Annotated in this window: 26 protein-coding genes and 2 pseudogenes; 7 read left to right on the plus strand and 21 right to left on the minus strand. The window is 38.7% G+C overall.

The features are described 5' to 3' along the window. Window positions 1–2 precede the first annotated feature (2 nt). The 3 genes from N4G44_RS00920 to porD form a co-directional block, all read right to left on the minus strand. On the minus strand, window positions 3–1,469 hold the full coding sequence (locus N4G44_RS00920) for a DUF5687 family protein (RefSeq protein WP_474924256.1): 1,467 nt from the start codon (window positions 1,467–1,469) through the stop codon (window positions 3–5). Window positions 1,470–1,519: 50 nt separating this feature from the next. After that, on the minus strand, window positions 1,520–3,169 hold the full coding sequence (locus tag N4G44_RS00925; RefSeq protein WP_474924257.1) for a DNA repair protein RecN: 1,650 nt from the start codon (window positions 3,167–3,169) through the stop codon (window positions 1,520–1,522). Window positions 3,170–3,240: 71 nt separating this feature from the next. Beyond that, window positions 3,241–4,143, minus strand: coding sequence for a type IX secretion system protein PorD (porD, locus tag N4G44_RS00930; RefSeq protein ID WP_048500978.1), 903 nt, complete (start codon window positions 4,141–4,143; stop codon window positions 3,241–3,243). A gap of 282 nt (window positions 4,144–4,425) precedes the next feature. On the opposite strand from porD, the gene N4G44_RS00935 reads away from it, so the two are divergent. Together N4G44_RS00935 and N4G44_RS00940 are read left to right on the plus strand one after the other, a co-directional pair. Beyond that, window positions 4,426–4,722, plus strand: a complete 297-nt coding sequence (locus tag N4G44_RS00935) for a DUF6273 domain-containing protein (RefSeq protein WP_474924258.1) — start codon at window positions 4,426–4,428, stop codon at window positions 4,720–4,722. Further along, window positions 4,716–5,009, plus strand: coding sequence for a DUF6273 domain-containing protein (locus N4G44_RS00940; RefSeq protein ID WP_474924259.1), 294 nt, complete (start codon window positions 4,716–4,718; stop codon window positions 5,007–5,009). The genes N4G44_RS00935 and N4G44_RS00940 overlap by 7 nt, the downstream gene beginning before the upstream one ends. A gap of 112 nt (window positions 5,010–5,121) precedes the next feature. Here N4G44_RS00940 and coaBC read toward each other — a convergent pair whose 3' ends face one another. The 6 genes from coaBC to N4G44_RS00970 all read right to left on the minus strand — a co-directional run bounded on the left by coaBC (window position 5,122) and on the right by N4G44_RS00970 (window position 9,263). Continuing rightward, complete coding sequence (gene coaBC / locus N4G44_RS00945; protein ID WP_474924260.1) at window positions 5,122–6,330, minus strand: bifunctional phosphopantothenoylcysteine decarboxylase/phosphopantothenate--cysteine ligase CoaBC; 1,209 nt, start codon at window positions 6,328–6,330, stop codon at window positions 5,122–5,124. A 121-nt stretch (window positions 6,331–6,451) separates the two neighbouring features. Continuing rightward, the gene (locus N4G44_RS00950; RefSeq protein WP_027372958.1) at window positions 6,452–6,775 is read right to left on the minus strand and encodes a DNA-directed RNA polymerase subunit omega; all 324 of its coding nucleotides are present in this window, start codon (window positions 6,773–6,775) and stop codon (window positions 6,452–6,454) included. A 41-nt stretch (window positions 6,776–6,816) separates the two neighbouring features. Then, a complete protein-coding gene (locus N4G44_RS00955; protein WP_040999578.1) occupies window positions 6,817–7,812 on the minus strand; it encodes an outer membrane protein assembly factor BamD in 996 nt (331 codons plus the stop codon). Window positions 7,813–7,966: 154 nt separating this feature from the next. Further along, complete coding sequence (locus N4G44_RS00960) at window positions 7,967–8,272, minus strand: GyrI-like domain-containing protein (RefSeq protein ID WP_474924261.1); 306 nt, start codon at window positions 8,270–8,272, stop codon at window positions 7,967–7,969. Beyond that, entirely contained in the window at window positions 8,272–8,589 is a 318-nt protein-coding gene (locus N4G44_RS00965; RefSeq protein ID WP_474924262.1) for a hypothetical protein, read from the minus strand. The genes N4G44_RS00960 and N4G44_RS00965 overlap by 1 nt, the downstream gene beginning before the upstream one ends. A gap of 131 nt (window positions 8,590–8,720) precedes the next feature. After that, a complete protein-coding gene (locus N4G44_RS00970; protein WP_474924263.1) occupies window positions 8,721–9,263 on the minus strand; it encodes a TetR/AcrR family transcriptional regulator in 543 nt (180 codons plus the stop codon). A 181-nt stretch (window positions 9,264–9,444) separates the two neighbouring features. Here N4G44_RS00970 and N4G44_RS00975 point away from each other — a divergent pair, with 181 nt between their 5' ends. The 5 genes from N4G44_RS00975 to N4G44_RS00995 all read left to right on the plus strand — a co-directional run bounded on the left by N4G44_RS00975 (window position 9,445) and on the right by N4G44_RS00995 (window position 11,976). Further along, complete coding sequence (locus N4G44_RS00975) at window positions 9,445–9,747, plus strand: TatD family hydrolase (RefSeq protein WP_474924264.1); 303 nt, start codon at window positions 9,445–9,447, stop codon at window positions 9,745–9,747. A gap of 112 nt (window positions 9,748–9,859) precedes the next feature. Further along, a complete protein-coding gene (locus N4G44_RS00980; RefSeq protein ID WP_474925007.1) occupies window positions 9,860–10,066 on the plus strand; it encodes a hypothetical protein in 207 nt (68 codons plus the stop codon). Next, entirely contained in the window at window positions 10,059–10,784 is a 726-nt protein-coding gene (locus N4G44_RS00985) for a tRNA threonylcarbamoyladenosine dehydratase (protein WP_474924265.1), read from the plus strand. The genes N4G44_RS00980 and N4G44_RS00985 overlap by 8 nt, the downstream gene beginning before the upstream one ends. Next, window positions 10,784–11,158: a ribonuclease P protein component gene (rnpA, locus tag N4G44_RS00990; protein WP_474924266.1), complete on the plus strand. Its 375-nt coding sequence runs from the start codon at window positions 10,784–10,786 to the stop codon at window positions 11,156–11,158. The genes N4G44_RS00985 and rnpA overlap by 1 nt, the downstream gene beginning before the upstream one ends. Before the next feature lie 209 nt (window positions 11,159–11,367). Further along, entirely contained in the window at window positions 11,368–11,976 is a 609-nt protein-coding gene (locus N4G44_RS00995) for a DUF4126 domain-containing protein (protein ID WP_474924267.1), read from the plus strand. Between the two features lie 52 nt (window positions 11,977–12,028). On the opposite strand, the gene N4G44_RS01000 is transcribed toward N4G44_RS00995, so the two are convergent. The 12 genes and pseudogenes from N4G44_RS01000 to N4G44_RS01055 all read right to left on the minus strand — a co-directional run bounded on the left by N4G44_RS01000 (window position 12,029) and on the right by N4G44_RS01055 (window position 22,743). Continuing rightward, window positions 12,029–13,051: a hypothetical protein gene (locus N4G44_RS01000; RefSeq protein ID WP_474924268.1), complete on the minus strand. Its 1,023-nt coding sequence runs from the start codon at window positions 13,049–13,051 to the stop codon at window positions 12,029–12,031. Then, window positions 13,048–14,073, minus strand: a complete 1,026-nt coding sequence (locus N4G44_RS01005; protein ID WP_474924269.1) for a hypothetical protein — start codon at window positions 14,071–14,073, stop codon at window positions 13,048–13,050. Before N4G44_RS01005 ends, N4G44_RS01000 begins: the two co-directional genes overlap by 4 nt. Before the next feature lies 1 nt (window position 14,074). After that, window positions 14,075–14,596: an LPS assembly lipoprotein LptE gene (gene lptE / locus N4G44_RS01010; RefSeq protein WP_474924270.1), complete on the minus strand. Its 522-nt coding sequence runs from the start codon at window positions 14,594–14,596 to the stop codon at window positions 14,075–14,077. A 44-nt stretch (window positions 14,597–14,640) separates the two neighbouring features. Further along, window positions 14,641–15,926 (minus strand): annotated as a pseudogene (locus N4G44_RS01015) (sigma-54 interaction domain-containing protein). A gap of 30 nt (window positions 15,927–15,956) precedes the next feature. Further along, on the minus strand, window positions 15,957–16,541 hold the full coding sequence (locus tag N4G44_RS01020; protein WP_474924271.1) for a tetratricopeptide repeat protein: 585 nt from the start codon (window positions 16,539–16,541) through the stop codon (window positions 15,957–15,959). After that, window positions 16,499–16,753, minus strand: a complete 255-nt coding sequence (locus N4G44_RS01025; RefSeq protein ID WP_474924272.1) for a hypothetical protein — start codon at window positions 16,751–16,753, stop codon at window positions 16,499–16,501. The genes N4G44_RS01020 and N4G44_RS01025 overlap by 43 nt, the downstream gene beginning before the upstream one ends. After that, window positions 16,725–17,237 carry a hypothetical protein gene (locus N4G44_RS01030; protein ID WP_474924273.1) on the minus strand — a complete coding sequence of 171 codons (513 nt, stop codon included), beginning with the start codon at window positions 17,235–17,237 and terminating at the stop codon, window positions 16,725–16,727. Before N4G44_RS01030 ends, N4G44_RS01025 begins: the two co-directional genes overlap by 29 nt. 7 nt (window positions 17,238–17,244) lie before the next feature. Then, a complete protein-coding gene (gene miaB, locus N4G44_RS01035) occupies window positions 17,245–18,681 on the minus strand; it encodes a tRNA (N6-isopentenyl adenosine(37)-C2)-methylthiotransferase MiaB (protein WP_474925009.1) in 1,437 nt (478 codons plus the stop codon). A gap of 117 nt (window positions 18,682–18,798) precedes the next feature. Further along, the gene (locus N4G44_RS01040; RefSeq protein WP_474925011.1) at window positions 18,799–19,002 is read right to left on the minus strand and encodes an energy transducer TonB; all 204 of its coding nucleotides are present in this window, start codon (window positions 19,000–19,002) and stop codon (window positions 18,799–18,801) included. Between the two features lie 201 nt (window positions 19,003–19,203). After that, window positions 19,204–19,650 carry a hypothetical protein gene (locus N4G44_RS01045; RefSeq protein ID WP_474924274.1) on the minus strand — a complete coding sequence of 149 codons (447 nt, stop codon included), beginning with the start codon at window positions 19,648–19,650 and terminating at the stop codon, window positions 19,204–19,206. Between the two features lie 118 nt (window positions 19,651–19,768). Next, window positions 19,769–21,013, minus strand: a complete 1,245-nt coding sequence (locus tag N4G44_RS01050; RefSeq protein WP_474924275.1) for an MFS transporter — start codon at window positions 21,011–21,013, stop codon at window positions 19,769–19,771. After that, a pseudogene (locus N4G44_RS01055) lies at window positions 21,013–22,743 on the minus strand (thiamine pyrophosphate-dependent enzyme). The gene N4G44_RS01050 and the pseudogene N4G44_RS01055 overlap by 1 nt, the downstream one beginning before the upstream one ends. Between the last annotated feature and the right edge of the window lie 132 nt (window positions 22,744–22,875).

Raw genomic sequence — 22,875 nt, forward strand, 5'->3', positions numbered from 1 at the left:
GGTTAGCCTTTATTTTTGAATGCGTCCAGCGTACTGTACTTTTCGCTTTTGTATTGTTTAACGATGATATCGAATATTTTTTCTCTGAATAAAAATCCTGCAAGTCCTAAAATTGCAATACTCACAACCCCGGCCGTAATTCCAAAGAAATATTTTGTAACGGCAAAAACACCCATCGGAAGAAGCATTTTAGGAATCAGAAGGAGCATAGATTTGAGATTAAAACTGCCTTTCTGGCCTATTCTTTTTTCCTTTGAATTCAGATCGATCTGGGTTTTATTGTAGGCTCCCGACCAAAGGGTCAGCTGGGAATTTACCCCGATATTATAAAGCCCTGCCGCAAAAAAGGTGACATAAACTTCCCATCCGAAATAGGCATAAAATAATGCAATAACCACTGAAGCTGCCGTCACAATATTAATCAGCCACCATTTTGCCTTAAGATATTCTTTGTACGGAACATTCAGTGTCATCATTAAAGGATAATATGAACTGTCGAAGGCGGGTACTCTCTGCCCGAAAAGAAACTGAAAACCTCCTGTAACAAACAATCCCATGAACATCATCATGGCAGGCGTCTTATATGCTGTGGACGTATACATGAGCATTCCGTAAAAAAGAAAGAAAAAGCTTCCAAGCAGAATACCTTTGGTTACTTTATTGCGTCTCAGCATTTTAATATCATTATTGATAAATGTTCCGATAACACCATATTTGTTTAAAAACGCAATATTTTCTGTTTTCCCGAATTGTTTCTTGGCTTCCAGTCCCTGATCAAGGTAAAATTCCTTATGGACATAGTTGAAAACTATTTTCCACAGTCCGAAGAACAGAACAGCCGGAATTGCAATTAAGTAAGGACTATGATAAAAGCCGTATACAAATTTCTCCGAATAAGAAAGCACAGGCACAATATTATAATAGCCTAGACCGGCAACAGCAGCCAATATACACCCTATGATAATAACAACGGTTTCTTTATCATTGAACAGAATATTGATAAAGTTATTAAGATAGAAGAGCAAAGAAATCCCGATAAACCAGGTGAGAACCCCAATAACACTATACCCGTTGAATAAAGCAATGATGGAGAATGTGATGAAAAACAGGGAATTCAGCCAGCTCAGGGGCGAAAGAAAGGTTTTCACCAGCATATAATTCACCAGTGTATTCTTCGGAATATTCAGCGTCAGGAATGGCTTGATATTCTGGGTGGGCATTTCCTGCCAGATGTACTTTAAGATCAGATCTACACCCCATGCTACAATTAAAAGTTTTGAAATCACGATCAAAGGGTCCTGATGCATTTCATTCCTCACATAGAAGAATGCTGCAAAAGCACCTCCCGCCAGACATGCCATAAAATAGAGTATCGCTATAAAGCGCAGAATCTTCATGAAAAGGTTTACGCCTACAGAAGTACCACGGAAAAAGCTTTTAATTTCAAGCCTTAGGAACTTTAGAAACATATTTTAGTTTTTATATTAGTAAATATAATGTAAAATATGTTACAGTTTTTTTAGCCGATTAATTCTTTTGCCTGTGCCAGCGCTGCCTCAGTAATCTTGCTTCCGGAAAGAAGCTGGGCAATTTCATTAAGTTTTTCTTCGTTGTTAAGAGGGATAATCGTGGATTGGGTTTTGCCGGAAATATCGCGTTTTACAACTTTATAATTATCGTTTCCTTTAGCAGCAACCTGTGCTAAGTGAGAGATAACGATAAGCTGCATATCTGAAGCCATTTCTCTCATCAGATTTCCGATCTCTTCTGCTACCTTCCCGGAAACTCCGGTATCAATTTCATCAAGGATCAAAGTTGGAAGTTCATCACTTTCTGCAATGATCTTCTTCACCGCCAGCATTACCCTGGATCTTTCACCACCGGAAATAGCGGTCTGAATCGGCTTTAACGGAAATCCTGAGTTAGCCTGGAAAAGCAACTGGATATTTTCTTTCCCGAATGCATTAAATTCAGATACACCCTGAAGCTCGATATCAACTCTGGCTTTTTCAAGACCTAATTTTTTGAGAAGTCCCTCAGCTTTTTTAATAAAAACAGGAATTGATTTTTTCCTGTTCTTTGAAAGTTTTTCTGCGAGATCCAAGAGTGTTTTCTCTTTTTTAGAAATATTGTCCTCAATCTCGGCAATATGGTCCTCAAGTTCTGAAGCTCCTTTCTGTTCACCAGCCAACTGGTCTCTCAGCTCTTTCAGCTCAGTAATATCAGAAACATTATGCTTTAGAAATAAGGAATTGATCTTATTATTAAGCTCAATAAGGATAGCAAGGTTAGCCGGGTTGATCTCTATTTTTTCGGATTCGTTTTCGAGTTCGGAAATAATGTCTTTCAGCTCTACGAAAGAGGTTTCAAGCCTTTCATCTAGCTCAGAAAAACCATTGGAAACTTCTGCTATTTTTGAAAGTTTACTTTTCGCTTCATGGAAGAAAGAAAGTATCCCTACTTCTTCCTGATGAAATCTTGAAAGGATCTGTACAAGATTTTCAGAGATCATTTCTGCATTTTCCTGAATGGAAAGCTGGTTCTGCAGATCTTCATAATCTACATCGTCAAGTTTCAGCTCTTCCAGCTCGTTCAGTAAAAACTCTTTGTAATCACTTTCTTTTCTGTTTTCCGAAAGCTGGGTCTGGAGTTTTTTTAGCTGTATTTTTAAGCTCTGGAAATCTGAAAACTCATTCTGATAGTCTTCAATCGTTTTTTTATTTTCAGAAAGTCCGTCAATAATTTTAAACTGATATTCCGACGTGAAAAGGTTTGAGGTTTCAAACTGGGAGTGGATATCAATCAGTTTTGAAGACAGTTCTTTAAGCACATCCAGCGTTACGGGTACATCATTGATAAATGCCCTGGATTTTCCGGAAGGAAGAATCTCACGTCTGATGATGGTATGGTGCTCGTAATCGAGATCATTCTCAACGAAGAATTTTTTGAATTGATTATTTAAGTCGAATTCTGTTTCTACAATGCTTTTTTCTTCTGATTGGGCAATAGATTTTGTTTCTGCCCTTTCGCCGAGGATCAGTCTTAAAGCCCCTAAAATAATTGATTTTCCTGCTCCGGTTTCTCCGGTAATTACCTGCAGGCCGTTATTCAATGATACTTCCAGGGTATCAATCAAGGCAAAATTTTTAATATAAATTCTCGAAAGCATGGATAATAGCTGATTACTTTAGGTAATGCAAATATAGAATTAAGTATTCAATAACTTAAAGCGAAGGGTCTTTATTTCCACTTACTCCACTTATTCTCCGAATATTTAGGCGTGAAAATCATCATCAGCTGTTTAAGATCATTCATCACAAGTCCTCCATTATTTCCTGAATTGAAAATATTGAAGATCTCATCACTTTTATTATCAAGAAACAGATTGAAATAATAGGATTGCTGGAAAGAGTTTTCATACCTTTTCAGCTGCATAAGAGCATCAAAGATCACTTTTTTAGCGGCAGTCTGATCCTGGTTGAATAAATTATCCAGTCCCGCTCTGTGATAGGTGTACATGGTGGAACGCAACTGGCTCCAGTTCGGGTTGATAATTTCGTTGATCAGTATGGTACGGCTTCTTGGTTCATTGATGACGTTCCAGCCTTCATAGTTTCTGTTCTGAGAGTTCTGGGCAATCTGCTGGGCTTTTGCAAACCATGGTGTACCGCCCAAAGACTGGAAGCTGTCTGCATCATAGCCTAAGATGACGTAAACATAAAAGCTTATCACATCAATCAGGTTTTTGCCGGAGAACTGTCTTTCATTGAATACAAGATTCTCATTTTCAACATATTCGAAAGAAAACCTCTGGTCCTGAAGGTTGATAAGCGGAGATTCGTAGGTGGTACTGAATACCGGGCGAACAGCCTGTATCACAATGCTTCCCTTGAAACGGTTTCCGTCTCTTTCAGCGATAACAACGGCAAAATTACATTTGATCTTTTCGAAATTCTGAAGTTTCTTCCCTGTCCAGCTGGTATTATTGATAAAGTCTCTAAGGCTTTTTTCCAGAGCTTTATAGGCCTGCTGGTTACTTCCTCCCAGCTGCTGGGAGTTGATCTGTACAGTGGCAAGCAGTTCCTGGGAAAAACTCAGATTGTATATAAAAAGCAGTAAGAATAGGCTTATGATTTTTTTCATTATCTAATTAAAAATTGAGAACGGAAATTTATTAAAATTATTCTTAGTATTACGATAAAAACATACAGAATTAATTTAAATCCATGAACCAGTCATTAACTGGTCAAAATTAATAACTCAAACCGAAGTTAATGAATTTATAAGCTCTAATAAATATAAGTACATTGTGAAAGAAAGGAATTATCGATGCTTTGCAATGAATAAAACTTAAAAGCAACAAACTTAATATCAATGTAATGTGTAAATTTGGATGTTAGATATCATTGTAAAACAAAACTATCAATGAAAAAAGACGACTTAATTGCTTTTGGAAATTACAAATGGCAAATACTTGACATTAAAGAAAATAAAGCTCTAATAATAACCGAAAAAATAATTGAATTACGTTGGTACAATGATGAGTTTTTAGATATAACTTGGGAAAACTGCTCATTAAGAAAATATCTTAACCATGATTTTCTCAAAACTTTCAACAAAACTGAAAGAGCAGAAATAATTACGGTAAAAAACAATAATCACGATAACCCTTGGTTTAAAACGAAAGGGGAAATGAAACCATTGACAATATTTTTTTGTTAAGTCTCGAGGAAGTTTGTAAATACTTCGGTGACAGCAGCGAAAATTTATCTCGAAAGGACAAACAAAAATGGTTAATAAACGATGAAAATAATCAAAAGCGACAAGCAAAATTTGGAAAAGAAAACCATTGGTGGAGACTTCGCTCACCGGGATATTACTCCCGAACCTCTGCAAGTGTCAATTCAAAAGGTAATGTTTATGTCCGTGGCAACGGTGTTTATGGAAGTCCTAAAGACGGAGGTGGAATTCGCCCTGCATTATGGCTAAAAATAAAAATTGAGTTTTAGCTCGACGAACAAAAAACAAAGACAAATTAGTCATTAATTTGGCAAAGTGCAGGTTGAAGAACTAAAACTCAATTTTTTGGGTTTCTATTCCTCCATACAGTTCCGTTATAAATCACCCTAAAAGTTGAGCCTCAACAAAATCCAGGATATCCCGGGCTACTTCATCTTTGGATTTCAGATCGAATTCCGTCTTTCCTGTTTTGGTAAATATCTTGATTTTATTGGTATCGTTTTTAAAGCCTGCCCCTTCATCACGCAAGGAATTCAGCACAATCATATCGAGGTTTTTCTTTTCCAGTTTTCCCCTGGCATTTTCTTCTTCATTCTGAGTTTCGAGAGCAAATCCTACAAGAAACTGGTGGGTTTTCTTTTCGCCCATTGTTTTAAGAATATCAGGGTTTTTAACCAGTTCAATAGTTAAGCTGTCATCATTCTTTTTAATTTTCTCTTTGGCTACTTCTTTTGGAGCATAATCGGCCACTGCAGCGCTGGCAATACCAATATCCACGCGGTCATAAAATTCAAAAACTTTATTCAGCATTTCTTTGGCAGAGGTTACTTTATGGAGCTCAATATTTTTATCGTCAGTTGCCTGAGAACTCGGGCCGGAGATCAGAATAACCTTAGCGCCCCTCTTTGAAGCTTCTTCAGCAAGTGAAAACCCCATTTTCCCGGAAGAATGATTTCCTATAAACCTCACAGGATCAATGGCTTCATAGGTAGGTCCGGCAGTGATCAGTACCGTTTTTCCTTCCAAACTTCTGTTTTGATTTATTCCGGAAGTAAAGAATTTTTCAACGGTTTTAAAGATGGTTTCAGGTTCTGCCATCCTTCCCTGTCCTACCAGGCCGCTGGCCAGTTCACCGGTTTCAGCAGGAATAATGATATGTCCGTAATCTTCTGCCAGCTCAATGTTCTGTCTGGTGGAAGGGTGTGCGTACATATCAAGATCCATTGCCGGAGCAATGAATACAGGACATTTTGCAGACATATAGGTCGCAATTACCAGATTGTCACACATGCCATGAACCATCTTGGCTAATGTATTGGCTGTACAAGGGGCAATGATCATTACATCGGCCCACAGGGCCATTTCCACATGGCTGTTCCAGGTACCGTTATCGCTATAAAAATCTGAATATACAGGTTTTTTGGAAAGGGTTGAAAGACTTAATTTGGTAACAAACTGTTCTGCATCGGGGGTCATGATCACCTGGACATCGGCTCCTTTTTTCACAAAATCCCGGATCAGGAAATGGATTTTATAGGCTGCAATTCCACCGGAAACAGCGATAAGTATCTTTTTACCGGAAACACTCATTTAGTTTTAATTTTTTGAAATACTAAATTACTTCTTTTTGCATAAAGACGGTTATAAACAGACAAAGGTCATAAAAGAAACGGATTCCTTTATGACCTTCATATATAAAAAACACAAATGTTTATTTTCTGTCTTCTGTTTTTCTGAAATAGATATCTTCATTCAGCCATTCTTCGATTGCGATAGAAGTAGGCTTAGGAAGTTTTTCGTAATGTTTTGAGATTTCAATCTGTTCTCTGTTTTCGAAAACTTCTTCCAATGTAGAATTGTGCACAGCAAATTCGTCCAGTTTATTGTGAAGCTCCGTACGGATCTCCGCATTGATCTGCTCTGCTCTCTTTCCCATGATAACAATAGCTTCATAGATTGAACCTACTTTATCTTCAATCTTGTCTTTATCGTAAGTAATAGTATTTACTTCTGCTTTTGTATCTTTTACACTCATTTTGAGAAAATTATTTTATTTTAAGATGGCAAATTTACGAATTATCTTTGAATTTTGAAAGTGGCTGCCGGCGGAGGGGTCTGAAGTGCCGCACTATCCCTCTGGATCTGCATTGCCTTCTTTTCATTGCTGATCTGATCTTTCACCTGCTGGTCCGCTTTATTCTTTTCTGCGATCTTATCCGCTTCTTTTTTCTGTCTTGCCGTTAATGCTGCAATTCTGGCTTCTGTCTGTTTTTTTACGACTGCAAAATTTTCTTTTTCCTTCATCAGCTTTGTTCTAAGATCTACAGCTGTTTTGGAATATTCTGTATTAGGAAGTTCTTTTTCTACGAGTCTTGTATAAGCCAGCGCACTTTCTATACGCTCGTCTTTAAGATCGTATACAGATTTTAAAGCCAGTTCATAACGAGATTTCATGATGTAATCATAAATCTTCGGACGAAGTTTTGTACTTGGGAAATCTTCCAGTACGTTATCAAAAGCTACGTTGGCAGCTTTGTATTCAGCCATTTTGAAGTACTGTTTTGCATTTTCATAGGCTTTGAATTCTAATTTATAAGACAACTCATCAATCAGCTGGCTGATATTTTTAGATCTTTCAGAATTCGGATAATTCGTCAGGAAGTCCTGAAGTTCATTGATTGCTGTTTCTGTAGTAGACTGGTCAAGATTATAATCCATAGAGCCTTCATAGTAACATAATGCGGACATATAAGCTGCTTCTTCTGCTCTTGGATCTTTAGGGAAACTTACGGCAAAGTTTTTAAACTGGTGTCCTGCCAGCTTATAACTTTTGTCATAATAGTTGGCATAAGCTGTATTGAAACCTACATTAGGAAAATCATCTGTTCCTGCAACAAGGTTAGTAAGCCTGTCATATAGAGCCAATGCATTCTTCCATTTCTTTTTGGCAAAATTTTCATTGGCTGCCTTTAAGATAAAATTCTTGTCAGCACTCTTCATTGCTCTTTCCTGCTGGCTTACGCATGAGGAAACAACTGCCACTGCAAAAAGACCTAAAATATATTTTTTCATATAAAAAATTCAACAGTTTCCGGGTTTTTCCGATCTACTAATTTGCAAAAATATAACTTTTTTGCCAATACATTTCTTTTTATGATTATTTAACGTATTTTAGTTGATATTGCCTACCAAATTATTAATTGGTAAAAATTATCTTATAACATTTTTATTTTACAGGTTCTCTTAGAATCGTCCTTAATTTTTCAGGAGCGGTTTTTCTAAAGTCGGAAAGATAAATTTCATGATGTATGCCATTTCTGGACAGTCCGTTGTTATCCATAAAAACACTGATTTTTTTCAACGATTCCGGTTCTGTGGAAAATGGTCCTAAATGCATGATTTGAACCGATCGCCCTTCCTCCAGCGTAAACCATTCAACGGATGTGGCTTTTTGTATATTCTTTTCACCGGAAATTTTTTCTATTGCCTGAGAGAGGTCTTCAGGGGTAACAAATTCAGGCATACGGATCATCAGCCGATATTCCCATTCACTTCTGGGAACTTCAACCGGGCTATTATCAATGGTTTTTCCAGAGTATTTTTTTCATCAAACCACCAAAGCCCTTCCAGCTTTGAGACTACAAAATCCTGATTCTTTTCCTTGTAGCTGAATTTTAGATTATAAGCAATAGAATACAGTGCCTCAATATTCTTTTTAAAAGGTTCTCCGGACGGATCCCCTTTACCGCAAATTGAAATAAAAGATGCTTTTTCAATCTGCACCAGCTGCGGCTGGGCTTTAGCTGTATAATACGTTTTGTATTTCTTCGTAAGATCCAGTTTTTCCATATTAATTATTTTAAGTGTTTTAAATTTTCGGTGTATCCCGATCTAATTAATATGCAAAGTATATTTTTTTCACTAACGGATTTTGAGATTTATAATCATTTAACGCATTTTAAGACTGCACCTCCTAAATCTTAATCGGCAGCGTATCCCAAAATGGCAAAAACACTGAGTAAAAGATTCATTCTTACTTTTTTCTCGGCTTCTTTTGCATAGGCTTCTTCATTTTTGCTCGGCACATACAGCTCATAGAAGTTTTTATTCCTGATTACGAATAATGTAGAACCAATGATCATAGTAAGGATATCTTCAGGCTTCGGTGTAAAGGTGAATACTCCTGAAGCAACTCCTTTTTTGATGACATCATCCAGTTTCTTTACAAACAGCTGATAGAAATCCAGCAGTTCATCCTTTAAGTTTTCCGTATGTCTCAGCTCCTGGGTGACGAATCCGTGGAAATAGTTGTATTTGAATAGTTGAGAAACAATGTATTTGATGATCTCTCTCAGCTGCATCTCAGGTTTGCCATCCTTGATAGTATCTGCAAACTCGGAAAAATTTTCTCTGGTTTTCAGAACACGGTACTGATAGAGATAAGACATCATTTTCTCCTTGGACCCGAAGTAATAGGAAATCATCGCTACATTAATGTTTGCCTTGGAGCAGATGTCCCTCACAGAGGTTCCATCGTACCCTTTTTGGCAATAAGCTCCTCAGCAATATCCAGAATATGGATCTGTTTTTCTGTAAATTTTTTCTCATGAAGTGCACTTTGAGTAAAGTTAAGAAATTTTTAACAAATTTATAAACGTTCGTTTAATAATTTTAAATTAAATCTGAAAAACGCTATTTTTGAATATGGAATTTTTTGATTTTCACCATCATAAAAAATATATCAGAAACGGAATTTATAATCTTGAGAAAGGAATTCCACCTGATTTCCCTTATTCTATAGGAATTCATCCCAATGATATTGATGTTAACAACCTGGAGCAGCAATTTTCATGGATGAGGAGTATGATGTTTCAAAACTGTTTTGCCATTGGAGAGTGCGGTCTGGATTCTTTGGTTCCCGTGGATCAGAAAATTCAGGAAGAAGTTTTCTTAAGGCAGATCATGATTGCCAATGAAGTAAAAAACCCATTATTATTCATTGTGTAAGAAAATTTTATGAAGTTATTTCTTTCAGGAAAAAATCCGGGCAGCCCATGATTATTCATGGTTTCAACAAAAAAAACAGATTGCTGAAGATCTTCTGGCTCATAATTTTTATCTGAGTTTTGGAAAAGCTGTTTTGTATCATTTATCTTTGCAGGATATTGTAAGGAATACACCTTTGGACAGGATGTTTTTAGAAACTGACAATGAAGCTTTTAATATTGAAGAACTGTATTTAAAAGTTTCGGAATTAAAGGATATTTCTTTGGAAAAACTGAACGAACAGATTTTAGAAAATTTAGACACGATAAAGAATGGATAAGTATTGGCTGGAGAGAACGGAACTTCTGATCAAAGAGAAAGGACTGGAAAAACTGAATAAAGCAAAGGTATTGGTAATAGGCTTAGGCGGCGTAGGATCTTTTGCTGCAGAGTTTCTGGCCAGAGCGGGTGTAGGAAATATGACGATCGTAGACGGCGATACGGTAGATATCACTAACATCAACCGACAGCTCCCTGCCCTGCATTCTACTGTAGGTAAGCATAAAGTGGAAGTGGTTGCGGAAAGGCTTCTTGACATTAACCCTGAAATTAATTTAGTCAAGATCAATGAGTTCCTCAATCCGGAAAGAATGGATGAAGTTCTTGATTCTGATAAGTTTGATTATGTTCTGGACTGCATCGACAGCGTTACGCCAAAACTTTGTTTAATCAAGGCTGCCAGAAAAAGAAAAGTAAAACTGATAAGCTCTATGGGAGCAGGGGGAAAAACTGATCCCAGCAAAGTAATGGTCAGGGATATCAGCAAAACTCAAAACTGCTATCTTGCCAAACAAATACGAAAAAGACTTAAGAAGGAAAAGATCAATAAGGGTTTCAGATGTGTATTTTCTAATGAACTTCAGCAGGAAGAAAGCCTTAAAATGACTGACGGAACCAACTATAAAAGATCCTTTTACGGCACCATCAGCTATATTCCGGCGATCTTCGGCTTATATGCTGCAGCTGAAGTGATCAATTATTTAGTGAAACAAGATTAATGCAGAACTTTACCTACTCCAGACAAGAAAAACTCAAGAAAAACACTGAGATTGCTTTACTTTTCGATAAAGGTAAATGGAGAAGCTGTGGAAATCTGAGAATTATCATCTTAAAAGACAAACCCAACCTACCTGTGGAAAGCCAGAAGTTTGGGGTTTCCGTTTCTAAAAGGTATTTCAAGAAGGCGATACACAGAAACCGTGTGAAAAGACTTCTAAGGGAGTGTTATCGTCTGAATAAGGATCTATTTAAAGAAGCTTTTGGAGAAAAGACCCTGGCCATGATGTTTTGGGTATCTTCTGAAATGCCTGCCGGATTTCAGGAAGTGGAGGAGCAGTTTATTAAGCTTTGCCAGATGCAGAAGAAATCTTAATAATGTAATAATCTATCAATGTAACAGTTTACCAATTAATTTCTTGTGTAAATTGGCATAAAGTTGATTTTTTCGGCCACAGATGGCACAGATTTTCACAAATGACCGTGAAAAGTTGTTGTTATTAATTTCTGTGTACATTTAAATTCTTTACAAAATCTTGCATAGTTTTTGTAATTTTAGGGGAAACAATAAATCTGAAAATTAAAATGTTAGATCATGTTCCCTATTTTTCTTACATCCTGAGTGCCTTTATCGGTATAGGATTGGCTGCTGCGACAGGCTTCAGGGTTTTTCTGCCCATGTTTGCAGTAAGCCTTGCCTCTTATTTCCACTGGATTCCAATGAGTGAGAATTTTGAGTGGCTTTCGGGGCTTCCCGCCCTTATTACCACCGGAATTGCTACTGTTGCTGAAATTTTAGCCTACTATATTCCGTTTGTGGATCATCTCCTGGATACGATCTCAGTCCCTTTAGCTACTGTGGCGGGCTCGGTATTATTTGCCAGTCAGTTTGCAGATCTGGGAACTTTTCCACAGTGGGCGCTTGCCTTAATTGCGGGAGGAGGAACAGCGGCTACGATCAGTTCCGGCTTTGCAGGGATCCGGGCGGCTTCTACTGCTACTACGGGTGGATTGGGTAATTCTGTCGTAGGAACCACTGAAACTGCAGGAGCAGGAGTTATGTCTATCCTGGCAATGGCAGCGCCAGTGATTGCAGCTGTTTTTGCCATCATCCTGATTATTCTTGTCGTTATTTTCGGACGGAAAGCGTGGCGGAAACTGCGGGGCAGTAAAAATGCTGCTGATAATATATAAAACAAAGGCTGGACACTTCTGTGCTCAGCCTTTTTTATATCTTTTAAACCCGTTAGCTTTTACTTCTGAAATCTTTTATTTCCTGTATTCTGGATTGGAAATATTCCTTTTTCTCAGGGTTTTTATTGATCAGAATTTCAAATGCCTTGATGGCTTTGGTGTAAAGTTTCTGCTCGAAGTAAAGATTGGCCAGTGTTTCGGTCATCAGATGGGAAATATCGTCATTCTTTTCTTTGACAACGTAGGTACTTTCGTCTTTTAACTGGCTGATTTTCGGATTATTTTCAATGAAAGCCTCAATCACTTTCTCCTGAACGGGGATTTTATCTTTTTTAACGGGCTCTTCTGCCGGTCTGTCGATCTTAAGCCAGCTCTGCCAGGTATTGATAAATCCGGGAACATTGCTGTCTGCAGGAGTCTGCTTTGAATTTTCAGCTTTAATTTCCTCTACAGGCTCTTCTTTTCCCGTTTTATCTACTGCCAGACTGGAAATATCCGTACCAAAGAAAGAAACATTCATAACCGGAACTTCTTCTTTAGATTCTTTTGCTTCAATGATTTCTTCTGAATTTTCAACTTCTTCATTTTCCTCTTCTGCAATTTCAGGTATTTCTATTTCAGCTGCCGGAAGTTTTTCTTCCGAAACTGTTTCAGTTTCTTTTTGTGGCTCTTCAACCATTTGTGGAGCTACTTCTTCCCGTTTTTCTTCTATAGCAGGAATTTCTTCCTGTTTTGGAGCTTCCTGATCAGATGCGGGAATTTTAGTTTCCTTGCTGATCATAGAATCGGGCAAATGAGAGTCCAGACTCATAGGCTTCCATGCAGAAACCGGCTGTACAACAGGTTCTTTATCTTCTTGTTTCTCCTGAACTTCTGGAACAGGCTCTTCGTGGCTGATCGGTTGTTCTGCTGTATCTTTTACGATTTCAGCTACAGGTTCTTCAGCAGTAATTTTCGGTTCCTCTTTTTCAGTGGACCAGAAGTGGAAGCTTTGGGTTTCTGCAAAACTGATCTCATGGTCAGCCGCTTCAGGCTCTTCTTTTTCTTCCTGTGGAGCGGGCTGCGCTTCTTTCATTTTTTCTCCACTTCTTCGATGAGACGTCTCATTTCTTCCTCATGCTTATTAACATTTGGCTTAGAAATTTCAGGTACTACAGTTTCGTTATCGGTATTTCCCTGAATCTTAACATCCGGCATAAACTCATCCATTCCGTGGAAACTAATCTCTGCATGGGGTTCGCTTATAGCTTCATCTTCATTCTTTATTTCGGAGCCAGCCTGATTTTCTGCAACTACAGGTTCTTCAACAGTACTATTTTCTTCTGTTTCCTGAGGTTCTTCTGTTTCCGGAGTTAATGTTTCCACTTCATGGAAGCTTACTTCACTTTCTTTGTTGATAGTCTGCTCTTCTGTGGGACTGTCTATTTTATTTTCTTCAACAATCACTTCCGGGGTGAATGCTACTCCAGCCTCTGAATTTTCCTGTTGCTCATTGTTCTGATCTTCTGTTGTATCAGCTGTATCAACACTTTCCTGATCAGGAACGGCGGTAATGGATTCGGCTTTTTGAGTTACTATCACTCCTGATTCCAGGGTAGATTCAAGATCAATTACTTCGGTGTTGGTTTCATCAAGGAAGTTTTCTTCACCTTCAAACAGAATTCTGTTTCTTTCTCCATTGACGTGAATATGTTTGATTTCCTGTACAGGCTCTATCATACTTGCCGCTTCTTCATATTTTTCCTGCCTATTTCCGGAAGACTCTTCTCTTTTTATAGGGAAAGCCTTACTCTTGTAGGAATATTTTACTGGCTTTTCGAGTGCTTTAGAAGGCTGCTTATCTTCTGTAATTTCCGGTTTGGATTCCCCTTTACCATTAATCAGCTGATAAAGAAGCTTTTTATCGGTGGTATAAGCTGCAGTTGTGGAAAGCTCCTTCTGATAGTTTTCTTTATCATAAAGGTGTACCCCAAACAAATGAAGCGCCCTGATGTTCTGAACATAGGGAAAAGCATTGATTTCCTCTTTCAAAAGACCAAGGTCTTCTGACTGTATATTTTTAGGGCTCTTTAATAATTCTAAAACTCTGGGATTCATCTTACCAATTGGCTACAATATCGTTAAATATCTTATTAATAATTCTGTCTGTCACAAGCTTCACCTGGGAAGTTTCTATCTGACTCTGGCTCAGGTCGTTGTTGTAAACCGCTTCATCCGTATAAGTTCTGTCAAAGCTGGAATCCGGATGTATTTTGTTCTCATAGTGTACCTTTACACTGATCGTCAGCTTGCCCTGTGCCTGCTGCACCACCCCTCCTGAAGGATTCGTCAGTGTATTGGAGCTGATGGTGGCAGATGAGAAACTATAATCGGAAATTTCACCTTCTATAAGAATATCAGGGTTTGATTTTGTTCCTTTTAATGTGGTTCTCTGCAGGAATCTGTTCTGGATATCAGTAGAAAACTGCTGGGAAAGGGTAGGATTCACAAGCGCTGCGTTATTCGGAAATTCATTGATCTGGACGGTTTTTTCATCCGTCAATGACGATCCGGTAAAGGAATAGCACTGATGAAAAAGTGAAAGGATTACCAATCCAAATATTATTTTTAATTTACTCATACCTTTTTTTAATTTACAGACTGATGTCTCTTACAAGCCCTACCTTAATCCTCTAAGTTATATTGTTTTATTTTCCTGTAAAGGGTTCTCTGCGAAATCCCAAGCTCGTCTGCCGCTCTGTTCCTGCGTCCCTTATACTTCTCTAATGCCTTGATTATCAAATCTTTTTCATTATTTTGAAGTGACAGGGATTCCGGACGGTTTTCTTCTATTTCTATATCCTCAATATCTTCGTAACTGTCATCCGAATTTGAAATAATCGTTGGGGAAGACTGTACCACCGGGGATTTATCTTCAAAATACAGTAAAGAATTCTGGCTAACAGGCTGCGTTTGTTCTGCAGAATAGATCCTGTTGATCAGATTTTTTCCTGATTGCTTAAATCTGCCGTTCCTCTGTTTTTAATAAGCTCTGAAGTTAAAGATTTTAAATCATTGATATCACTTCTCATATCAAAGAGAATTTTATACATAATTTCTCTTTCGCTTCCGAAATCATTTTGCTTCTGGGCGCTCTGATTATTCACAACCATCGGAAGATGGCTTTCCATAGGAATATATTCGGCAAGTTTTTCAACGGTAATATGCCTGTTTCTTTCCACAACGGTCATCTGTTCTACAAGGTTTCTCAGCTGGCGGATATTTCCGGGAAAACTATAATTTTCGATATAATGAACGGCACTTGGATCCAGCTCCAGTTCCGGCATTCTGTATTTTTCTGCAAAATCTATTGAGAATTTTCTGAACAGCAAATGGATATCTCCTTTTCTCTCTCTCAAAGGAGGCATATCGATCTGAACGGTATTCAGACGATAATAAAGGTCCTCACGGAATCTGCCGTCCTGAATGGCTTTCATCATGTTGACATTGGTAGCTGCCACAATTCTCACATTGGTTTTCTGAACCTGAGAGGAACCTACTTTCATGAATTCTCCACTTTCCAGAACTCTCAGAAGACGTACCTGGGTCTGCAGGGGAAGTTCTCCAACCTCATCAAGGAAGATCGTTCCTCCGTCTGCTACCTCGAAGTATCCTTTTCTGGTTGCTGTAGCTCCGGTAAATGCTCCTTTTTCGTGACCGAAAAGCTCAGAATCGATAGTTCCTTCGGGAATTGCGCCACAATTGACCACGATATAGGGCTGATGCTTTCTTTTGGATTCGGAATGGATGATTTTTGGAATAAATTCTTTTCCGACCCCACTTTCTCCTATGACCAGAACGGAAATATCCGTTGGTGCCACCTGGATTGCTTTTTCTAAAGCCCTGTTGAGTGCCGGGAAATTCCCGATAATTCCAAAGCGGTTTTTTATGTTTTGTAAGTCGTTGCTCATAAGTAAATTTTTGATTATTGATTTAATAATCTACAGCTCCTCGATCTGTTTTCTGTAGATTTTGTTGAAGTGATGGGTGTAGACATCTTTCATGGTCTTTCCTTCATCATAAGTCATTAATGCTAACTTTTTTAAATCCAAATAATCTTTGTTTCTGATTTTAGAAACTTTACTTTTAAAATATATATTCTCGGCAAAGTTGTTCTCTTTGCTCTGCTTTTCGAAATTTTCTAAGGCTTTGTCGTATTTGCCCAGCTCAAAATAGGTGACTCCCAGCTGGTAATGGTCATATATCCCTTTAAAATAACCTTTGGATGCCAAAAGGTTTTCAATGATGCCGACTGCTTTTTCTTTCTGCCCTAACGCACTGTAAGACATGGCTCTCACCACATCCAGATGATAGTCTCCGTTTAAAGATCTTCCCAGGTCATCAGGATAATACTTTTTTAATTCTTCTAAATCCCTGATAGCTCCTTTATAATCTCTCAAAAACGGGAACTTACACCACCCTCTGTAGCCTAAATGCATTTTAGGATCTACAGCCACAGCTTTATCTATAAGTATTTTCCAGGTCAGGAAATCTCCGTTTTTAAGATAGGGAACGGCTTTCTCCATATAGGAATTGGAGAAATCGGGACAAAGACCAATCGCTTTGTCAAAAGCTTCCTGGGATTCCCGGCTGCCTTGTCTGTCCGAAGCCCAGTTGTACTGCTCACAAGCTTTTTGCAGTTCTCACCCTCTACTGCATTACAGTTGACCTGTGCAATAGTATTGGTGTAAACGATAAGCAATAAAAAGCTAAGGTAATACCTCTGAAACTTTTCCATCTTCAATTTTATAGGTTAAATACTGATAATAGTCTGCTTTAAACCTTTTTATCTCTTTAGGAATCCAGCCGTCCAGCGATTCTGTAAACCGCAGAAGCTTTTCTTCCAGTTCTTTATCCAGTTCTGTTTCCCTGAGATCAGCATCCATCTGCTGAACTCTGAACAGTCCTGTTTTTCCTTCACAATTTACTAAAAATCTTACGGTAATATAACCGTTCATTTTACTTTCGGAAGATATTTTTTCTTTCTGGAGTTTTTCTATAATGGCCAATTTCTCTCCTTTATAGTCAAATCCATTCTTTCCCTGATAGTATTGAATACTGATCATTTTTTCGGGAGTACATTTTTTAAACGCAGGATCATCCAGCTTTTCATTGAATTCAATGTCTCCTACTGTTGCGGGATATTTGCTTATTCCTTTCTCCGTCTGACAAACCATCAGCCCGAAAGAAAAGAATGCAAAAAAACAAACCGCTTTAATCAACTTATAATTATTCGGCTGTTCTCCCTAAAAGTGTGCCCTGGGTATTATCATAGACAAATACGTCCACAATGTCACCAATTTTCTGCCCTTCAAGCATATCAAAGACACAAACTGCATTCTGGGAATTTCTTCCTTTCCACTGGTTTTTATTCTTTTTAGAGGTTCCTTCAATCAGAACCTGATGGATTCTTCCTACATAAGACTGCATTCTTTTTCTGGAAAGCTCTCCCTGAAGCGCAATTACCTCAGCCAGACGTCTTTGCTTTACCTCAGCAGGAATATTATCCTCCATTTTTTTATGAGCCGGTGTTCCGGGCCTTTCGGAATAGGCAAACATATAACCGTAGTCATATTCTACTTCTTTCATCAGACTCAGAGTATCCTGATGATCTTCTTCTGTTTCATTACAGAAACCAATGATCATATCCTGTGAAAAAGCAATATCAGGAACGATTTCTTTTGCTTTTTTAATTAAATCGAGGTATTCTTCGCGGGTATGCTGTCTGTTCATTGCTTCCAGCATGTTGTTGCTTCCACTTTGTACCGGAAGGTGAACATATTTACAGATATTATCATGCTTCGCAATCATTCTGAATACATCAAGACTCATATCCTGAGGGTTTGATGTGGAGAATCTGATCCTCATTTCAGGAACTGCTTTAGCCACAAGATCAAGAAGCTGGGCAAAATTAACGGCTGTAGCCTTCTGCATTTCGGAAGCTTTGGCAAAATCTTTTTTAGGACCTCCGCCATACCACAGGTAAGAGTCTACATTCTGTCCTAAAAGGGTAATTTCTTTATATCCGTTGTTTAAAAGGTCCTTACATTCCTGAATAATAGAATGCGGATCGCGGCTTCTTTCTCTTCCTCTGGTAAAAGGAACTACGCAGAAAGTACACATATTGTCGCAGCCTCTGGTAATGGTTACATAAGCCGTTACCCCGTTTCCTCCCAAACGCACAGGATTGATATCTGCATACGTTTCTTCTTTTGAAAGGATAACATTAATAGCATCTCTTCCGTCTTCGGTTTCTTTCAGAAGGTTAGGAAGGTCTCTGTAAGCATCAGGACCTACTACAAGATCTACCAGCTGTTCTTCTTCCAGGAATTTGGTTTTTAACCTTTCCGCCATACATCCCAACACTCCAACCGTCATGTTCGGTCTTTCTTTTTTCAGGTTTTTAAACTGGGAAAGACGCATTCTTACGGTTTGTTCCGCTTTTTCACGGATGGAACATGTATTTAAAAGGATAAGGTCTGCTTCTTCTACTTTCAGGGTGGTATTGTACCCCTGTTCATTAAGGATAGAGGCAACAATTTCAGAATCAGAAAAGTTCATCTGACAGCCGTAGCTTTCCAAAAAGAGTTTTTTAGAATTCTCAGGCCTTTCAGCGATAGCAAAAGCTTCTCCCTGTTTTGTTTCGTCTATATATTTTTCCTGCACAATAGTCGTTTTAAAGTTCAATGCCCGGCATTTAAATTCAAAGCATGGTAATGAATTTTAAATCCCAAACAGATTAGTCTGCAAAGATACAAAATATTGTGACAGAATGGCAGGAGATTATTGCGGAGGATAAAAAGTCATCGGAAGCCTGAAAAAAGATTCTACAGCTTCTCCGTTTTTACTGGCAGGGGTCCATTTTTTCTTTCTGATTCTTTTGATTCCGTCGAGAATTCTTTGATCAAATTCAGCATTTCCGGAGGACTCTTCCAGCTTTATATTTTCCATTTTTCCTTCCTTGCTTACTACAAAGTCACAACCAATTTAAAAGGCTCATTCCAGACAAAATCACTAAGATCAACCTGCTTTGCTACTTCTGCCCTAAAACTATTGATCCCTCCGGGCATGGCACGCTCGGATTCCTGCGCTGATACATTCAAAGAAATACAGTCAGTACAATAAAAAATATTCTAATCATGGTTTTCTACAGTTATAGATCTGTAGCTATGGAGGAGAAATTCATTTTCAGTTTGATCCGTGAGGTAACCGGTTTCCCGTCACATGAAGCTGGAATCCAGTTTTTTTGATGCGTCTTACCACATATTTCATATCATCAAAAAAGTAAGTACTGTTGGCTACTTTAGGACTTCCTTCAATATTAGTGACTTTTCCGGTTTCATCAACGGTAAGGGTGAATGTAAAATCACCGTTAAGAACATAGAAGTCAGAATTGAGGTAATCGTACATGAATTTCTGAAGGGTTTGCTTATAAACTGCCACACCGCCCTCAAATGCAGCCGCTTTGAAATCATTACAGTTTTTCACGGCAACCTGCAAAAGGGGTTCCCTGATATCTATTTTTAAGAGGTTTTTATTGGTTTCAGTGATCTGATTATCATCTCTTTCTTCAATATCCTGGGCAAATGCAAAATTTGCTATAAAAAGTGCTATAAATAAAGTAAAAACTTTCATAGGCCGGTTCATTGTTTATTAAAATTGCTTTAACAAAGTTAGTTATTTAAATGCTTTACAAAAAAGAAAAAACTTCAGGCTGTAACCTGAAGTCTTAATCATATTTTGAAATCTATTTTTATGCATTTGAAGTCTGAAGCTGGGCTTTGCTTCCTGTTTCTCTTAACATCAAAGAAATCAGAACTGCCAATACAATTCCTGCGATCCAAAATAATATGGAATGCTGAAAATGCATCTCTCCTGAGGAAGCTTCCAGGTTTTTGCCGAACCATCTGCTGAATAACGGGCTTACCAATGTAGTCACTCCAAAGGTGATAAAATTAATGGCACCGGTTGCACTTCCTTTTACATAATCCGGATTGGTCTCTTTAATAATAGAATAAGGTATCATCGCAGCTCCGGACCCAAGCCCGAAAATGAACATACTTACTTTAGCAGAATACAGTTCCGGCAGATAGATAAGCTGTAGAAAACTTAGGATCATCAGGACTGCCCCTCCGATCAGAACAGGTTTCCTTCTTCCCAGTTTATCTGTAATAAAACCTAAAAGCGGACATCCGAAAACCCAGCCGAAAGCCACCATTGCACTTGTAATAGCCGCATCATGAAACATAAATCCTTTATCTTTTTCAAAGAAAGCTACTCCCCAAGTCATTGCAAATATAGTGGTTGGTGCGAACAGCAGGCCGGAAATAAGACCACACAGCCAGGATTGGGGATTTTTAAAAACAATTTTATAGGGTTCTAAATAACCTACTTTTTTAGCGGTTTCTCCAGACTGTACTTCCGACTGTTTTTCCCCGGGAATAACCAGGAAGAGACAAAATGCTGTAATAACGGTAATGATACCTGACCAAAGCCAGAAAGTATCTATATTGACTCCTTCTTCCACCCACGGTCCTACAACAAACTGCCCTGCCGTTCCGCCAAGCATTCCGATACATTGGGTAAACCCAACAGCAGTAGCCAGAGATTTTGAAGAAAAACCTTTGCTTGCGAGATAAACACATCCCGGAAATGCAAAAGCACATCCTGCACCCTGCAGCAATCTTCCCGCCACACCTCCTGAATAAGCGGACGCCAGAAATAACAGACAACCGATCCCGAGAATTAATGCACCCGCAAAAAGTGATCTTTTCCCGCCAAACTTATCCAGGGCAATTCCGGCAATAAGGCTGCAGGTAGAATAGGTATAATAATAGGTTCCGATAAGGCTGACAAGCTTCAGTTCAGTAGTACTGAAATTGCTGACGAGCTCTGGAATCATTACGGCGGGTGCAGATCGGACCACATAATCCAGAAAATAAAATACGAGCCCAAATAACCATGCTATTATATAAAACCTTTTTAAGGAAACACTCATTACAGAAGTCCTTTAATATGTTTATAGTTTGTTTTTACGGTCTCCAGTACTTCTTCCATCTTACCGCCAAGCATCAGCTGGGCCATAGATTTTGTCATTCCCATCACCTGGTCGAAGTCAATTTTCGGAGGAAGAGCCAACGCGTTCGGATTGGTAAATATATTCAGAAGGTAAGGTCCGTTATAGGCCAGACATTCTTTAATGGCATCTTCTACTTCTTCAGGCTTATGGACATTTTTCCCGGGATAACCCATCGCATGGGCCACCATGGCGAAATCAGGATTAATCATATCGGTCTGGTTATCAGGCATACCACCTACTTCCATTTCCAGCTTTACCATTCCAAGGGTTCTGTTGTTAAATACAATCAGCTTCACCGGCAGTTTGTACTGAAAGATCGTTGCCATATCTCCCAAAAGCATAGAAAGACCTCCGTCACCGCACATCGCAATGACTTCTCTACCCGGATGGGCCAAAGAAGCTCCTATGGCCATTGGCATAGCATTAGCCATCGATCCGTGGTTGAATGAGCCTAGCATTTTTCTTTCTCCTGTTCCGGTAATAAATCTTGCCCCCCACACACAGCACATTCCTGTATCTACCGTGAAAATAGCATCTTTTTTTGCCAACCGGTCCAAAGTATGGGCAACATATTCCGGCTGAATGGCATTTTCTTTTCCAAAATCCTTCACATAAGCAAACTGGCTTTCTTTCACTTTCTCATAAAATGCCAATTGCTCATTAAGAAAATGAACATCTTTTTTCTTCCAGCAAAGGCAAGAGTGCTTTGATAGTTTCTTTTACATCTCCTGCCAGTCCCATCTCCAGCTTCGCCCTTCTTCCAAGCCGTTCCGGAGCTTCGTCTATCTGGACAATTTTATTTTTTACCGGCATGAATTTCTGATAAGGAAAATCGGTTCCCAAAAGAATGACAAGATCCGCTTCGTGCATTGCATGATAGGCTGAAGGAAATCCAAGCAGTCCGGTAAGCCCCACTTCGTTAGGATTGTTAGGCTGAATAGCCATTTTTCCGCGGAAAGAGTACCCTACAGGAGCTTTTAAAAATTTTGACAATTCTATTACCTCAGCGTTTGCTTCTCCTGCACCAATTCCACAATAGAGGGTTACTTTCTTACTTTCATTAATCAAGCCTGCCAATTGCTTCAATTCATCATCGGAGGGTCTTATGACAGGGTTGGTCCTGAATATTTGGGCAGAAGTTGATCCTTCTTCGGCATCAAGCTCTGACACATCTCCCGGAAGTCCTATTACCGCTACCCCTTTCTTCGAAATAGCGTGCTGGATGGCCGTCTGTAATGTTCTCTGTACCTGTTCGGGTCTCGTGATCATCTGGTTATAGTGACTGCAGTCATCAAACAGTTTGATGGTATTCGTTTCCTGGAAATAATCCATTCCCATTTCATCGCTGGGGATGGTAGAAGCAATCACAAGCATCGGAACGTGAGATTTGTGCGCTTCATATACTCCATTAATCAGGTGAACGTGACCCGGGCCGCAACTTCCTGCACATACTGCAAAACCGTCAAGTTCTGCTTCTGCCGCTGCTGCGTAGGCTCCTACTTCTTCATGCCTTACATGAATCCATTCGATGCTGCTTTTTTAACGGCAATATTAAGGTGGTTAAGGCTGTCACCGGTTACTGCATAAATTCTTTTCACATTGGCATTTTCGAGCATCTCAACAATCTGCTCTGCTATGTTTTTGGCCATAATTACTCTGTTTTGGTTGATTTTAGGTGAAAAATAGGATTTAAAAAGGATAATAATTTTCCTATTCCTATCAAATTTAGCTAATAAAATTGGAACCTCCACCCGGATCCAGTGTTAAAAATTGGTAATTTA

The sequence above is a fragment of the Chryseobacterium sp. GTID13 genome (assembly GCF_056172655.1).

Coding starts and splice junctions, on each gene's coding strand:
- N4G44_RS00935 (WP_474924258.1), top strand. CDS start 4,426: ATGAAAAAAGACGACTTAATTGCTTTTGGAAATTACAAATGGCAAATA.
- N4G44_RS01050 (WP_474924275.1), bottom strand. CDS start 21,013: ATGAGTGTTTCCTTAAAAAGGTTTTATATAATAGCATGGTTATTTGGG.
- N4G44_RS01000 (WP_474924268.1), bottom strand. CDS start 13,051: ATGAAAGAAGCGCAGCCCGCTCCACAGGAAGAAAAAGAAGAGCCTGAA.
- N4G44_RS01025 (WP_474924272.1), bottom strand. CDS start 16,753: ATGGAAAAGTTTCAGAGGTATTACCTTAGCTTTTTATTGCTTATCGTT.
- lptE (WP_474924270.1), bottom strand. CDS start 14,596: ATGAGTAAATTAAAAATAATATTTGGATTGGTAATCCTTTCACTTTTT.
- N4G44_RS00920 (WP_474924256.1), bottom strand. CDS start 1,469: ATGTTTCTAAAGTTCCTAAGGCTTGAAATTAAAAGCTTTTTCCGTGGT.
- N4G44_RS00960 (WP_474924261.1), bottom strand. CDS start 8,272: ATGATCCGTATGCCTGAATTTGTTACCCCTGAAGACCTCTCTCAGGCA.
- N4G44_RS00950 (WP_027372958.1), bottom strand. CDS start 6,775: ATGAGTGTAAAAGATACAAAAGCAGAAGTAAATACTATTACTTACGAT.
- coaBC (WP_474924260.1), bottom strand. CDS start 6,330: ATGAGTGTTTCCGGTAAAAAGATACTTATCGCTGTTTCCGGTGGAATT.
- N4G44_RS00975 (WP_474924264.1), top strand. CDS start 9,445: ATGGAATTTTTTGATTTTCACCATCATAAAAAATATATCAGAAACGGA.
- porD (WP_048500978.1), bottom strand. CDS start 4,143: ATGAAAAAAATCATAAGCCTATTCTTACTGCTTTTTATATACAATCTG.
- N4G44_RS00925 (WP_474924257.1), bottom strand. CDS start 3,169: ATGCTTTCGAGAATTTATATTAAAAATTTTGCCTTGATTGATACCCTG.
- N4G44_RS00995 (WP_474924267.1), top strand. CDS start 11,368: ATGTTAGATCATGTTCCCTATTTTTCTTACATCCTGAGTGCCTTTATC.
- N4G44_RS01045 (WP_474924274.1), bottom strand. CDS start 19,650: ATGAAAGTTTTTACTTTATTTATAGCACTTTTTATAGCAAATTTTGCA.
- N4G44_RS01005 (WP_474924269.1), bottom strand. CDS start 14,073: ATGAATCCCAGAGTTTTAGAATTATTAAAGAGCCCTAAAAATATACAG.
- rnpA (WP_474924266.1), top strand. CDS start 10,784: ATGCAGAACTTTACCTACTCCAGACAAGAAAAACTCAAGAAAAACACT.
- N4G44_RS00955 (WP_040999578.1), bottom strand. CDS start 7,812: ATGAAAAAATATATTTTAGGTCTTTTTGCAGTGGCAGTTGTTTCCTCA.
- N4G44_RS00985 (WP_474924265.1), top strand. CDS start 10,059: ATGGATAAGTATTGGCTGGAGAGAACGGAACTTCTGATCAAAGAGAAA.
- N4G44_RS01020 (WP_474924271.1), bottom strand. CDS start 16,541: ATGGAGAAAGCCGTTCCCTATCTTAAAAACGGAGATTTCCTGACCTGG.
- N4G44_RS00965 (WP_474924262.1), bottom strand. CDS start 8,589: ATGGAAAAACTGGATCTTACGAAGAAATACAAAACGTATTATACAGCT.